Source organism: Acinetobacter sp. F9 (genome assembly GCF_019195275.1).
GTDB classification, from domain to species: Bacteria; Pseudomonadota; Gammaproteobacteria; order Pseudomonadales; family Moraxellaceae; genus Acinetobacter; species Acinetobacter pseudolwoffii.
Genome location: NZ_CP078068.1, coordinates 2,672,500 through 2,686,903 on the forward strand (window position 1 = coordinate 2,672,500; position 14,404 = coordinate 2,686,903).

The 14,404-nt window shown below is 34.3% G+C and carries 11 protein-coding genes and 2 pseudogenes; 3 read left to right on the forward strand and 10 right to left on the reverse strand.

Annotation, left to right across the window (positions count from 1 at the left end):
- The 5 genes and pseudogenes from KT990_RS12735 to KT990_RS12755 form a co-directional block, all read right to left on the reverse strand.
- Positions 1-2,016 (reverse strand): hypothetical protein (locus KT990_RS12735; RefSeq protein ID WP_218208884.1); only part of this gene is annotated, 2,016 nt, incomplete at its 3' end.
- Positions 2,006-3,598 carry a site-specific integrase gene (locus KT990_RS12740; protein WP_218208885.1) on the reverse strand — a complete coding sequence of 531 codons (1,593 nt, stop codon included), beginning with the start codon at positions 3,596-3,598 and terminating at the stop codon, positions 2,006-2,008. The genes KT990_RS12735 and KT990_RS12740, both read right to left, overlap by 11 nt.
- On the reverse strand, positions 3,582-4,928 hold the full coding sequence (locus KT990_RS12745) for a site-specific integrase (protein ID WP_218208886.1): 1,347 nt from the start codon (positions 4,926-4,928) through the stop codon (positions 3,582-3,584). The genes KT990_RS12740 and KT990_RS12745 overlap by 17 nt, the downstream gene beginning before the upstream one ends.
- Before the next feature lie 198 nt (positions 4,929-5,126).
- On the reverse strand, positions 5,127-5,903 hold the full coding sequence (locus KT990_RS12750; RefSeq protein ID WP_074382802.1) for an OmpA family protein: 777 nt from the start codon (positions 5,901-5,903) through the stop codon (positions 5,127-5,129).
- Between the two features lie 97 nt (positions 5,904-6,000).
- Positions 6,001-7,176 (reverse strand): annotated as a pseudogene (locus tag KT990_RS12755) (type VI secretion IcmF C-terminal domain-containing protein); the annotation flags it as partial.
- Between KT990_RS12755 and tssK the strand changes: the two are divergent.
- The 3 genes and pseudogenes from tssK to KT990_RS12770 all read left to right on the forward strand — a co-directional run.
- Positions 7,174-8,331, forward strand: a pseudogene (gene tssK / locus KT990_RS12760) (type VI secretion system baseplate subunit TssK); the annotation flags it as partial. The pseudogenes KT990_RS12755 and tssK overlap by 3 nt on opposite strands.
- 8 nt (positions 8,332-8,339) lie before the next feature.
- A complete protein-coding gene (icmH, locus tag KT990_RS12765) occupies positions 8,340-9,152 on the forward strand; it encodes a type IVB secretion system protein IcmH/DotU (RefSeq protein WP_218209386.1) in 813 nt (270 codons plus the stop codon).
- Between the two features lie 167 nt (positions 9,153-9,319).
- Positions 9,320-10,276, forward strand: a complete 957-nt coding sequence (locus tag KT990_RS12770; protein WP_218208887.1) for a M15 family metallopeptidase — start codon at positions 9,320-9,322, stop codon at positions 10,274-10,276.
- 7 nt (positions 10,277-10,283) lie between these two features.
- On the opposite strand, the gene KT990_RS12775 is transcribed toward KT990_RS12770, so the two are convergent.
- The 5 genes from KT990_RS12775 to KT990_RS12795 all read right to left on the reverse strand — a co-directional run bounded on the left by KT990_RS12775 (position 10,284) and on the right by KT990_RS12795 (position 14,356).
- A complete protein-coding gene (locus KT990_RS12775) occupies positions 10,284-11,045 on the reverse strand; it encodes an alpha/beta fold hydrolase (RefSeq protein ID WP_100357166.1) in 762 nt (253 codons plus the stop codon).
- Positions 11,046-11,938: 893 nt separating this feature from the next.
- A complete protein-coding gene (locus KT990_RS12780; RefSeq protein ID WP_005171030.1) occupies positions 11,939-12,307 on the reverse strand; it encodes a hypothetical protein in 369 nt (122 codons plus the stop codon).
- Entirely contained in the window at positions 12,308-12,670 is a 363-nt protein-coding gene (locus tag KT990_RS12785) for a hypothetical protein (protein ID WP_005171032.1), read from the reverse strand.
- Between the two features lie 129 nt (positions 12,671-12,799).
- The gene (locus tag KT990_RS12790) at positions 12,800-13,402 is read right to left on the reverse strand and encodes a nitroreductase family protein (RefSeq protein WP_005171034.1); all 603 of its coding nucleotides are present in this window, start codon (positions 13,400-13,402) and stop codon (positions 12,800-12,802) included.
- Between the two features lie 462 nt (positions 13,403-13,864).
- A complete protein-coding gene (locus KT990_RS12795; RefSeq protein WP_100357164.1) occupies positions 13,865-14,356 on the reverse strand; it encodes a hypothetical protein in 492 nt (163 codons plus the stop codon).
- Positions 14,357-14,404: the final 48 nt, after the last annotated feature.

Genomic DNA, 14,404 nt, shown 5'->3' on the forward strand with positions numbered 1-14,404 from the left:
TTTATTACCTGATTGACATGCCATACGTTTTGGACAATCGTGTACTGTAACATCACGCATGCAACCTCCAAATTGTAAAGGGTGTAAGTAAGCATGTCTTTCGACTAATGAGTCTGCTTTTGGAAGATCTGAATTACTTAATTCATTAAAGGCGTCAGTAATATCAGAAAATAGATCTTCAAAGAAAGAGTGTTTAATGTGTTCTGAGATCTCATTTTTATTATCAAAAGATTGTAAATTCATTTTTAAATTACTTTCTAAATCTAGATATTTTGAAAAATACATATAACCATCTTGCTTAATTGATTCTACAGGATTAGAAGGCAGATAATTTTCTTTGTGTGTGGAGAGTATTAATTCATGTTTGTCCAACAAACTAGCTGCAATTTTTCTCTGTTTAATTGCTACATGTTGATAGTATTGATTTTGCTTAATATCTACACGCCCCATAAGTAAAGCTTGTAAATGCTCTGATAGTCCAGATAAAGCAAGGAACGTGTTAATATTATGCCTTGGGATATGTGTAGACAATTTTGAATATTCAGTATCATTTTCCTTGAGATAATATTTCTCAAATACAGATAAATTTTGACCACCCCCCAAGAAATTATTTATTATAGTACATGTGAATGGAATTATATTAGATTTATGGCTAAACTTTCTACTAAAATTCAATGACTTGTATTCATGCAAAAAAAGTAAATCCTCGTATAAAATTTCCTCATTCAAACCATTTTCATTAAGAACATGAACAAATGGTGAGCTAGATGTAAAATTGGGTGTCAAAGACTTTATGTAATCATTAATATCTTTCTTTAGATAATAAGTATTTACTTTTTTACCAATTTTAATTTCCTTTAGTACAGGAATTTTCTTAACTGACGGCAAAATTATTGCTCTGTAATTAATCCTATATTTATAGTCACTAATTTTTCTTACCTTAAATATCGTATTGATTAAATCTTCTAAAACAACTTCATTTCCTGGGATGTTATCTAATTCTAATGGGAGAAAATCAATCATTCTCTTTGATTTGATATATTGAATTTGAGCACGATATCCTTCTGTAAGTTGTTGTACAGTATCAAAAATTATTTCTGCTAATTTACCTGCGAGAGGCTCTAACCAATGAATACGCTCACCAGCACCTTTGGCACCATGATATCGAATACCTATTGAATATTGTGCGATACCATCTAAATTTAAATGTTCTTGTGTAATCGGATCTATAATTTTCTTTTTTATTAACGCATTTTTTTTTAATAATATAGCTTCAGTTGAACGAAAGCCCGTAATAATCAATAGCAACAGAAAATTAAGTGCTATTTTTTCACTGGTTGTTTGACATAGACTACTGAGAGCTACAATATTAATAAAAGTTTGAATTGACACTAATTTATCACTTTCGAGATCATCTTCATCTAGCTCAAGTTGATCAATTAAAGCTTTTGTTTTCTTTGCATTTGGTGTTCTATTTTGCTTGTTGAGATATTTTAAATCATGTACAAATTCAAGCTGTGATTCTGTAAAACCATAATGATTTATCATATTTTGTATACGCATAAAACTTCCTGCATGGTCTGGAAGATTTGTTTTACTTGAATTCTCAAATAAACAATCAAAAGCGATATTTAGAATTTCCGTTGTTAATGAACATGCATGGTGATTTTGAGTACGTTGAACTAATGCGCTGTACCAACGTTTAAGAACTAGCATTTCTGCATACAATTTTTGTGGCGAAGCACTTTTATTGGATTGACGATAACTTAAAACAATAACTGATTTCATAAAGTATTGAAATGCTTCATTTATCTCAATATCATTAATTCCCTTTATCCTTTTGATAACCCCAAAATTTAAATAAGTTTTACCTGATCTTGATAATAACCATCCAGATCCAACCGCACCTCCAACCCATAATGATTCATCCCAAGTATTTTTAAATGTTGGTTGAATATTTTCTAAGAAATACTGTTTTTGTTCCTTAATAAATTCTTGATAATTTTTAGAAATCATGATCTGATTCCTTACAAACATTACAGCGTAATATCACTGATTCAATTTCAAACTTTGTAGTTTCATGAATTCTAATCACCGGGTTCCTAGCTAGACCAATTCCATCAGATAATTTAATCAAGGAATTTATTTCGTTTTGAATACTACGAAGAACTTTTTCATGATCAGCATCGATGAAAGGGTGGAAATACATGCAACCGTAGCAATTTCTCACAGGTTGATATAAACAGTTATCTGAATAGGAGCAACCACCAATATCGTAGTGAATTTCTGCCCCTATGTTGCCTAATACTTTTTTGTGGGACCAATCTTTTGTATAGACCAACCGACCCGTCAATAGCATGGCAATCATTTGTTGATATAAAGAGTTTCTTCCTAATGCCTTAGCTCTAATTTGTGCCATTTCAGGTGTGGAAAAAATATAGTGTCTAGCCGTTACAACCGATGAATGTCCTAAAATATAAGCAATTTCTTCTGCAGTAGCCCCACTTATTGCAAGGCTGTAACCAACATGATGTCTGAAATCTGAGTAAGAATATTTCTGTTGAATCATCTCACCAGATAGAACTGCTTCTTTGTATTGCTTTGGAGAAAAATCAAATAATTGTTTATTAATCGAGTGTTGGCAAAAACGAGAAGCATTGTCACCCATGTCGAACATTTTTTGATCACCACTAAGGTTGTATCTTTTAATGTAAGCGATAAGAATGTCAGCAATTTCTTCGGGTAATTTTATAGCAATTTTTTCATGAACATAACGAGCTTGCTTTGCATAAGGAATAAGGACGCTATAACGACAAAAATTATCACTTTTGCGGATAGTATCCTGCTTTAAATCATTAACAGATAATTTAGCCAATTGGACGGGTCTAAGCCCTGATACATAAACTAGACCTAGCATCGCTGAATTTAAGAGTTGATCATTAGTGATGCTCTCAGCCTGATTTACCAAATTACTATTAATGTTAGAAAATCCTTGTTGAATCATAGTTTTAAGAGGGTAGTCAATCCGATCCTCATATTCTTGATAATATAATTCTGAGTTGAATGATTTAGGACGTTCCAAAAAATCAAGTTCATACTCTTTATCAATATTAAATCCAGAAAAATTTTCCAAAAAAAGTAATTTAACTAAAAATTTTAAATCATAATAAAAATGATTTTTATCTGTTTTAGATAAATGATTTAATAATATTTTAAAACTATCGAAGTTAAAATTTAATTTATTATTTTTAAAATATCTTATAGCATATTTAAATGAATCCAATTTAGAATTAAGCCTAGAAGGAGTGTTAACCTGTACAAAAAAAACCAAGAAAAATTTCAAAATTTTCTTTTCATAGAAGTCAAAACAATCAAAATTTAAATGAATCTTATTCCCAGAATAAAAAAATTCCCAAATATCATGTTTAGTACCAATAAATTTAGTATCAAATTTAGAAGCAAGATTAAATTTAAGAATTGGAGGTATCTTTAAATTATCAATAGAATTTAAATCTTCAGATGAGAATATATTAAAAAACTTTTCATTAACCGAAGACTCAAACTCAATATCAAGTTGTTTTTTAAGTGTTTTTTTCAAAAATAGCACTCATTTCAATAATTCTTTCAAGATTTGAGATATTTGCTCTTTCTACGAGAAACCTCTTCCCGTAGTAGATAGGCATTAAACTCGCAGGAGACCAACCTCCAAGCACACGTAAATCATCTTGTGCTTTATTCAAAGAATTTTGACCTATATTATTAATCGAATTTCCTAGTTTATCCATATTCTCATATTTTTTAAATGAATAATTTAACATTAAATATGCCCATGTATGTCTACATACATGCGGTGTAATGCCATTTATTGAATCAAAAGCTTTATTATCAAAGTGATGCGGTATTCTATGTTTAATTTTTTTATCCAAGATTGTAAAAATTTTATTAACACTAGAATAACTCAATGAAGAGTAGGGTGGTTTTAATGATGTGAATAAGATATCAGAATTAATATCACTGCGAATTTCTTTTATATAAATATTTATAAACCTATAATCTCTTTCTTGTAGTGTTATTACTCGATATGAAAACTCATTTTTAATTTTAGGTTTTCTCCGTCTGTCATCATGTTCATCATCAGTATTGGTAATAATTAAACTATAAGAGTCATTCAATATAGACTTTTTAATAGAATTTACGGTCAGCAACATCAGCTCACCGACTCGAAGTCCATAATTGAGCATTAAATGAATTATTAGGAAATTCCTAAATTGAGTTGGTCTATTTTTAAATGGATTAAAAGCATTAGTATTGTCAGAACTGCTAGGTGCTATAGTCTCATAAAGAACTTTAACCATTTCATTTGTCATACTTTTAAACAGATACTTCTTTTCACCATGTATGGTTTTAGTGGATTTCCTAAGAATCTTTTTCTTAATATCGATATGTTTTTTAATATTTAATTTAATTTTTTCTATTTCTTTTCTATCTAGATGAGGGTGTTTCTTTACAGTCAGATAGTCATCCATAAGATAAGTATAAAATTTCAAGAAAGAGCGAATCTTGTTGCTAATATTTATATAACTGACTTTACGATTTCCTCCTAAGTATGTGACATCACTTATGTCATTATTATTTTCTAGGTAAATGATAAAACTATCAATTTCGTCGTAAACAAGTTCAAAATTATAGTTTGAAGAATAGAAAAATTCGCAGAAAGAAATAGAGTATTTTTTATACCAAAATATATACCAATCTTTTAGTGCCATCAAATCAGAATATTGCGTAGATAAGCTTTGAAAACGTATCACTCTCAAGCTAAACAATAATGGGAATAAGCATGGGAATGTCGATTCAGTATCAAACAATAATTTGATTTCGTTCTCATTAGATATCTTTTGTTCTAACTGGATACTTTTGACTTCAAACATAGTGAACTTTATGAACTAAAATTTAGGTCAACATATCATATTTGTGATTAGGAGTTTTATTTGTATAAGTTATTGATATGAGGTAAGAGAAGTACAAATATGAAGTTAATGTTAGGTGTATTATATTTAACATAATATACATTATACGAAATCAATCTGTAAGCCACAAATAGATATGTTGCTCAAGCAACCTAAGCTTTAAAGCACTTCAAATTCAATCCTGCGATTTTTCTTACGACCTTCAGCTGTTAAATTATCAGCTATAGGTTGAGTTGATCCTAAACCATCAACACTTAAATTTTCAGCTGCTATATTTTTACTGATTAAATAATTCTTTACGGCTTCTGCGCGCTGTTGACTCAGTACTATATTTTTGTTGGCATCACCGGAACTATCAGTATGTCCAATAATCCGTACCTTCTTTCCGCTCACCTTATTTAAAGCTATGACCATTTCATCCAGAATCTTTGCACCGGACGCTGCCAGTACCGCACTACCAGATTCAAACTCAACAATGCGATTCTTTAATACCGCATCAATAATCTGCTGTTCTGCCTGATTTACAGTGAGCTGTGCATTTAAATGATAATTTGCTGGTATTAAACCTTGAAACTTTTTAGTAGTGATATCCATTTCATGAAGATTCAAAACCTTACCAATCAACTGAATATTAGACCCTTTGACCGTTAATTTACCTTGTTTTACCTTTTTAAGATCATCATTAATCACCTTATTTACCGCATTCGACCATCCAATTGGTGCTGTCACTTGACGGATCTGAATGCGATTTATCACATTTTTCTGGCCATAAGTTGCATAGAGTTTATTCAAAATTTCCTGTTGTGTGCTGTCATTCGGTACAACACCTTCAACAATAATGGATTGGGCCTGTACGCCGCCGCCTAAACATATAGATAATAAAATTATGATTTTATTTATATAATTCAATTTTAAGCAGGTTTTTTTTATTTTCATTTCAGGTTTCTACCCCATGTGTTTTTTATAGTTTAATATCGTGAGTTAAGCTCATCTGACATTTATTTATTTATTTATTTATTTTGGATTAAAAAGATCATGGCGTCGTCGCTCCTGTTTTTCCTACCGGAAGCATAGATGTTTGATTTATTTGTCCAGACACCGCAGTACGCTGTGCAGCGACCACACGTACCGATTTATTCGAGACGATCTGATCTACCAGTTGCAAATTGCTATAATTTGGCTGACCTCCGATAGAACTTGAATTATTACCACTCACCAGCCGGAAATGGGTCTTCACAAATAGTTCAGGATAATCTTTGCTGCGCCACACCATTTCAAAAATATTGCCTTTTTGAGTACGTTGTGCATTATCAATCATGCGGTTGATGCCATATTCACCTGGTTCATCAAATATGGTATGGGTCTTCCCTTCCAGATCGATTACTGTGATTCGCGCGCCCGGAATGGTGCCAGGATTTGGCCAGATAAAATTCACCCATTGTTGAACACCATTTTCAAATAGCATTCTTTGTCCGTCAATATCAATGGTATACGCTAATAAATGAGACTGTTCTAAGGGATAAAACTGAAAATTAGATTGATTGAAGTTCACGGTTTTTGAATTGGTATGGTTTAACTCTCCAGTCGCCAGACCATGTACCGGTGCGACATAATTTTGAAAACTTGCAATAAAGGCAGGATTTAGACTAATGCCTAAATTTTGCCAGGTTTTTGAAGTCAGACTATAGCCGCGACGGATCACCAGAGGATCCAGATGCTCTTTGACAAAACGTGCAATACTGCCATTTTCACCAAAAATCTGATTAATTTCCTGAGAGCTTGCCTGCAAACTGGCCTGACTGCTAAACGGATATTTTTGTGCCAAATTTCCACTAAATGGTTGATAGGCCTGTATCTGCCATAATTTATTCATTTCAGCCTGGGCCGGAATCATCAGGCTTTCAAAGGAACGTGTCAGCGGCACACTCAATAATTTTTTAATCAGCTGTTGATCCAGCTCATTGCTTCCCACCGACATTTTTTCATCGACAAATTTCTGTGTAATATTGAAGATAGAGTTCTGCTCATCAATGGTTTGTTTGACTAAGATCATGCTGGCAGGACCAATATCGCCAGAACTTTTTAAATCATTGAAACGGCTTCGAACCTTGGCCATGGACTGCATATACTCATCTAGCAGCGACCGGTTCTGCAGATCGTCTCGCGAGCGTACAATCTGATAAAACAACTGAAAATCTTTAGAAATCAGGATGGTGAAATTTATCAGGCACCAGCACAGGATTTATTACCGGAACCCGTGCAACTGGATGCTTTAAACCTGCATGGAGAGATGCAGGTTTATTTGGCTTTACCGATGCTACAACCCAATAAACAAAATGTAAGTCATGCCGAAAGTACTCAGGCTGGCCGCTATCACTCGCAGTTAATTTCAACCCACGACTTATTTACCGATGCAACGACTGCAGAAATCACCCTGTTACGCCGTCGTGCTGAATTTAAGCTATTTGAACTCGGACAAATACCTCAACAGCATCTGGATGGCTATTTATATATCCCGGTTGCTCAAATCAAGAGACAAAGTTCAGGGAATTTTATTCTCAATCATAAGTTTATTCCTCCCATTCTACATATCCAGGCATGTGAATATCTGCTAGACAATTTAAAGCGAAGCTTAAATATCATTCGAGCCAAAATTAAGACGATTCAATCCAATAATCGTGAAAATGAACAGAAATTGATTGAATTTCGCTCGGGAGATATTGTCTCTTTCTGGCTGGTAAATGCCTTAAATACAGCCCATGCAAGCTTGAACCATATTTTGCAGTATCCGCAAATTCATCCGGAGCGACTATATGCGGAACTGCTACGACTTACTGGATCTTTACTCACCTTCTCGACTGCTTATGAGATTGATCAACTGCCACAGTATCAACACCATCAACTTTACGAAAGCTTTAATCAGCTGGATATTATTCTCAGAGATTTACTCGATACGATTATCTCGAATCGCTATATCAGTATCAGTTTAAAAGAAACACGTCCATCCTATTGGATTGGGAGTCTGGAAACAGACAAAATCAGCCGAAATACCAGGTTATATCTGGCTGTATCGAGTAGCGTAATGCCAGCGCATAATCTGATTGCGCATGTTCCGGTCCGTTTTAAGGTCGGCAGTACCATCGATGTTGAACAACGTGTAATTGCAGCTTTGCCTGCTGTGCCAGTGCAGCATCTTATGCAGGTTCCTACGGCAATTCCGGTGCGATCCGGTGTTCATTATTTTGAGATCGAACCAAATAATGAACTGTATCAGCGTATGCTGGATTCAGAAGCAATTTGTGTTTATATCCCGAATGGGTTTCAGGATATTGCGATTGAACTCATTGCGGTTATGAATGGATGAATATTCAAATGAATACAATCACAAATAATCCTTCTTCACTGTTTGAAGAGGATCAGAACGGAATCGGCGATATAGCAAGACAATCTATCGAAACCAATATCTCATACGGGGCAAGTTTGCTAGATTTACTGCATGATGGTTTTTATATCATTTTTCTTATAAAAAATAAATACATACCTGCTGATATAGAATTATTCCGTGAGAAAGTTTTGCAGATGCTCAGCCGATTTGAAAGCCAGGCACGTAAGGTACAATTTTTAGCTGAAGATATTCAAGATGCCAAATATGCCTATTGTGCTTTACTGGACGAAACGATTGTCACACAACAGGATGAGCGCTTTTTTGATTTGCAGAATTCCTGGATGTTGAGCCCGTTGCAATTAAGTCTGTTTGGTTCACAACTGGCTGGCTATCAGTTCTTTGAATATCTGGAAAACATCCGTCATAAAGACAAGGATCGACTGGCAGTATTAGAGGTTTATCATTACTGTCTATTATTAGGCTTTCAGGGAAAATACCGGATTGAATCGATTGAACATTTGAATAGTTTGGTGGCTCGAGTCGGAGATCAGATTGATTATCTCAAAGTCAAGAAAACGACCTTTTCTCCTTTTTCCGCGCTTCCCGATCAAATCAGACATATAATTCATCGAGAATTACCATTTTTCTGGATTCTAATTTTCCTGTTTTTATTTGCAGTATTCAGCTTTGTCGCTTTTAAATATGCTTTATCGACAGAACAAACAACTATTTTTACTCAATATCAGAATCTGATTAGCGCTCCTGCTGAGCAAGCTTATATTACAATTCATTTACCCTAATTAAATTTTTCAGATCAATACCATGAAAGCTCATAAAAATAAAAACTTAAAAGTATTTACTTCAAAAAAATTGAATGCAATCTTTGCAAAGAATTGCGCCGTTGTACAATTTATATCGCTTAAGAAAAGACTTAGTTGGAATCTTAATTAGATCAAGTATTTCACTTATGATTTTTATCATATTGAGTAGCTTCACCCTAATGAGTTTGGTAATGTTCGCCCTGCTGTCCTATGAATTTAGACGAAGGATACAGGCTGTTTTTCTCAGATTCATTCCGCAAAGTAAACAGCAATTGACTCAAGCAATACATTTTTCACGTAAATTTTATCGGGCAGCCTCGCCTGAACATCTGCATTCTCATTGGTATGTGCAGCAGTGGTGGATTTTGATTACCGGATTAATATTATTTGGCAGTATTTTGCTACTCGCTTTTACCCAGCCCTTAACTGCCAGAAAATTTGAATCTGAATATTTAAGGAAAGTTGATCCACAAATTTATGCTCTTTTGGATGGGCAAATGTTGACGGCTCCGCCTGAAGTTGCTGACCACCTCATTATAGAAGCCCTTCAACAAGAGCATTTTCCAGATCATCCGGCTATTTCAGCACAAAGCTTTAATTCAAATCTTGAAGATATTTATAGACCAGCAATGCATACGCATTCAGATATCAGTACAGCAGACCGTAAATGGCATAAGATGAATCCACGATTTAAGCAACGTTTACTGATGGTATTTAAAATCATGAAAGAACAGCATGATTATGAGCTGGTTTTACTTGAAGGCTATCGGAGTCCGGAACGGCAAAATTCGTTGGCAGCCGATAGTAATATTACCAAAGCCAAAGGCTTTCAGAGTTATCATCAATTTGGATTGGCTGCAGATATTGCCTTTAAACGGCATGGCAAAGTAGTCATTACAGAACGTGATCCCTGGGCCATGCGCGGTTATGAGTTATATGGTCAGGTCGCTGAATCGGTAGGTTTGACCTGGGGCGGCCGCTGGAAATCCATTAAAGATTTCGGACATACTGAATATCGTATGCCCGGTTTAAAGAAAACTGCTGAGATGGCACATCAACTGATCCATGAAGGTCAATTACAGGTATATACATTACAGCCTTAAATATTACTTAATTAAGAAAGGCTTGCATGTGTTTAATGACTTCATCTGGTTTTTCACCATGTAGCCAATGACCGGTATTTTCAATAACTTCGATTTTTGCCTGAGAAAACTGTTCATTAATTGCTGCAAAATGTTCTGGTTTTGAGATATAAAAAGAATCACCACCACGCAGAAATAAGGCTGGCCGATTAATTTTTTCGACCTTTTCCCAAGCCATAATATCTGGATAATGATCAAATAAAGCCTGAACATTAAACAGCCACTGCCCTTTATTAAAGGATTTTAATAAAAATTGAATCACCATTTCTTCATGAATATATTTACGCATAATTTTTGCTGCTTCCAGTCGTGAAGCAACATTTGCTTGCTGTACTGCAAATAAGGCTTTAAAAATTTCAGCATGATGACTTTCATGATATTGGATCGGTGTAATATCAAGCACGATGAGTTTTTCAGTCTGTTCACGAGCTAAATCTGCCAGTTTCATAGCAATTTTCCCACCCATAGAATGTCCAACAACGACAAACTTATGAACATTTAAACTGGATAAAGTTTCCAATACATCTTCTGCCATGAGCTGATAGTTAATATCAGAGCTATGACCAGAAAGACCATGATTACGCACATCAATTTGGATCACGGTTCTCTGTTCAGAAAAATGTCGAGCCAATACTCCTAAATTACTCAAACTACCAAATAAACCATGAATAAAGATCATTGGAGATACTGTTGAAGTTTCATGATGGTGTAATTGATAGTTAAGGATCATTTGAGAATTCCGTGATTTCTTGATTTAATTGTTAATAGTGGGTTGATATTGAAAATTAATCAATTGCCAAATTTTTAAAATAAAAATTTACTTAGGCTATTTGTAGCAGGTTGATCAATTTGCTTAGGCTAAATTCATCATCAGATTAAAAGTGTTCAAAGCTTAATTATTAATTTGAATTAAAGAAAAATGCCCCATCAATATAAAAGACGATCTAATACATTTTTAAAATAGCCTTGGGATTAAGAGAAATCGCACCCATATTTTATTTTTAATTTCAGAATAAGGATGATACTAGAACAAATAGATTACCATCCCACTACTTTTTCAAAGTTAGCCCATTATTTTGTATAACAGAAATTTGTACATACATTCCTTTTTTCGTTTTAGAGCATGTAATAAATTAACAGGGATATTTGCCGCTAAAATATATAAAATACTTAGGCTATTTTATAAATACAACAGGATTAGTTTTGTAGCATAAATATAAGATATAATTTTACTACCCTGCTTGGAATACCATTCATTTATGTATGAGGACAAAATTTACTTTATTCGTTATGAAGTCATTTCTATAATGCTTATGTGTGACATGATCAAGCAACAATATTATGCAGTATTAAAAGATCTCTCGACAAGGCTTAGAAAAATATTAAAGTTTAATTATTAAATTATATTTATCAATTTTCTTATTTCCCGGATATATCCCCGGAATAATGAGTAACAATCATATTTATACTTTAGTTTAACTTCACAAAAACCCTACAGATAGATGCATCTTATTTAATATGATATTTTTTGATCAAAATCCAGCCAAGATTAAAATAATAATATTCTCTTTATTTTCATTAATGCGTGATGAAAAGCTGTGCTTAGAAGAAGTACCACTCGCCCTATTCAACATCCCTATTTTTACAGAATACGGTGGTGGTCATTCCTGATTTACTCAGGCTCTGATCCTGTCGATCAAGAAAACTTTTGGCGACCATAGCCATCATGGGCGCCATATCCAGACTGTTATTTTCTTCAGAAACTTTTTGAATGTCCTGATAGGCTTTCAGTCGATTACAAAAAGCCTGACGTTGGGTTTTGGCATCGGCCTTTGGATCATCTTCATCTAAAATGTGCTTGGTTTCATTGACGATTTTAGTCTGTTCTAAAATAAACTGGTCATACGCACTTTGTGAAAGTGGTTCTGCAAAGACCATGCTATTCAGTAAGAATAACAATCCTGCACAAATGAAAGATGATTTTTTTAGCATTTAGATTTCTTCTTTCCAGACATCTTCATAATCATCGGCATCAATCATGAAACGAAAACCTGTTTCCAGAGCAAGATATGGTAATACTTCTGGTGCGATGTCCTGTAATTCACGTACGGTCATCGTTTCAAAAGCATCTTCACTTGAAGGTTCTCCGCCATAAATATACCAGCTGATATTTTCCGCTGTCTCAGGCTTTTTACGAATACCAACTATCGGATCCTGCTTTAAGGTATGTACGGCCACAGCAACAACATCATCACCCGTGACTTCAACATAAGCTGAGCCTACTTCTTCACAAAGTAACTTTTGCTCTGCGATCAGTTCTTGTAAAGGTGATAGATTTTGCGTGTTTTTCGACATTCGATATTACTCATTTATTTGCATTAGCACGCTATTTTAACTGAATTTTAGCAATGCTGATGAGGATTTCGTCGAGATGTTAAAATATCTGCGCTTAAAATTGTTTAAGCGCAGATATGAATTTCAGGCTTATTTGAAAATTTTAAAACGCTCTTCGTCCGCAAGATAATCTTTGGCATGTGTTTCGCCTTCGATTGAACCAAAGACCAGCTGTGCGCGAAGCTTCCAGTTGGCTGGAATGTCCCACTCAGCATGCACCTGCTCATCTACGATCGGATTATAATGCTGTAAAGATGCACCTAGGCCTTCAGTATGTAATGCTGTCCATGTGGCAAATTGCGCAATCGCAGTAGAATGCTCTGCCCAGACAGGGAAGTTATCCGCATAAGACGGGAATTGCTCCTGCAACGCTTGTACCACTGTTTGATCTTCAAAGAATAATACCGTACCTACACCAGCAGCAAAGCTGGCCATTTTAGCAGTGGTTTTTGCTGCACTTGCTTCATCTTTTGCATAACTTTTTAATTTATCTGCAACGATGCCCCAAAACTTTTCATGTTCTGTGTTGAATAAAATGACGGCGCGTGAAGACTGGGAATTAAAAGCAGATGGACTTTGTTTAATTGCAGTTTGAATTAAATCAGTTAAACGTTCAGGAGATTGTTCAATATTCTTGCCAATGGCATAAATAGTACGGCGTTTAGTAATTAAATCTAAAAACTGATTCGACATTTTTAAAAATCCTGGGATATATCTTCGGGAAAATTGGAACCTTTAGCTATTTTTGTGAAGCATAGCTAATCAATTAAACTTTTAGCTTATCTAAAAATAAAACTTATATACATTAAAAAATAATAGACAGAATTACCAGGCTATTTGCTTGATATTTTTATATATTTTTTAGCTAAAACTAATTCTTTTCACCTATTTTTTAAACAAAGGTTAAAATTACTGCCCAATCAAAATACTTTAGGATAAATAGTGGGCTATCTTGCTTTGTTCTCGGGCGAAATTCTAGGAATCATTATTTTTATAAGGTTTATTTTTTGAAGATCCCTGTTAAAGAGAATCTAATAATATAGCTTAGGCTATTTCCAAGCATCTCCGATCATGAAGGAAAGCTTATGCTGCAGATAAAATTAATCCCCCAAGAATGGAGGACTAATTTTTATCAATGAAAACTATAAATTTAAATTAAAATTTTGCATTCAAAATTTGAGCTGATACTTTACTTTTCCACAGCTCACGTAGTGTCGGTAAATAGAATTTCTCACCTAGTTCAACCAGTTCTGCATCGATCAGTGCATGCATTTCCTGCATAAACAGATAGTCCAGTTCAACTGTACTTAGTTTTGCCTGCTGCTTTTGATAGTCCTTACGTTTTTGCTGGGCTTGTTTAACCAAACGATCCGCAAATGCTTTATCTTTAAACTGGCTAATCGCCTTTAAACGCAGTTCAATAATGCCCCAACCGGTTAACAACATTTGGAAAGTCTCAAAGTCATCGCTGGTCGATTCCCAAGACATTTCTTCCAGATTTTCATCATCTGGAAGCACCGGCAAAAGAAGTTCCATGACACTTGGAAAAATCTTTTTAAAATTCAGAATAAATTTAACAGGATGCTCACCTGGATAATCCTTGAATTGCACCTTTCTTTGAACATCTGTTAAATAAATATCAAGCATAAAACAATCATCAGTGGTTAATCTCATCGAGTTCTATTGTACGCAACT

Excerpts from the sequence above, each read along its gene's own strand:
- KT990_RS12745 (WP_218208886.1), bottom strand. The coding sequence starts at position 4,928 with ATGTTTGAAGTCAAAAGTATCCAGTTAGAACAAAAGATATCTAATGAG.
- KT990_RS12750 (WP_074382802.1), bottom strand. The coding sequence starts at position 5,903 with ATGAAAATAAAAAAAACCTGCTTAAAATTGAATTATATAAATAAAATC.
- icmH (WP_218209386.1), top strand. The coding sequence starts at position 8,340 with ATGAATACAATCACAAATAATCCTTCTTCACTGTTTGAAGAGGATCAG.
- KT990_RS12770 (WP_218208887.1), top strand. The coding sequence starts at position 9,320 with ATGATTTTTATCATATTGAGTAGCTTCACCCTAATGAGTTTGGTAATG.
- KT990_RS12775 (WP_100357166.1), bottom strand. The coding sequence starts at position 11,045 with ATGATCCTTAACTATCAATTACACCATCATGAAACTTCAACAGTATCT.
- KT990_RS12780 (WP_005171030.1), bottom strand. The coding sequence starts at position 12,307 with ATGCTAAAAAAATCATCTTTCATTTGTGCAGGATTGTTATTCTTACTG.
- KT990_RS12785 (WP_005171032.1), bottom strand. The coding sequence starts at position 12,670 with ATGTCGAAAAACACGCAAAATCTATCACCTTTACAAGAACTGATCGCA.
- KT990_RS12790 (WP_005171034.1), bottom strand. The coding sequence starts at position 13,402 with ATGTCGAATCAGTTTTTAGATTTAATTACTAAACGCCGTACTATTTAT.
- KT990_RS12795 (WP_100357164.1), bottom strand. The coding sequence starts at position 14,356 with ATGCTTGATATTTATTTAACAGATGTTCAAAGAAAGGTGCAATTCAAG.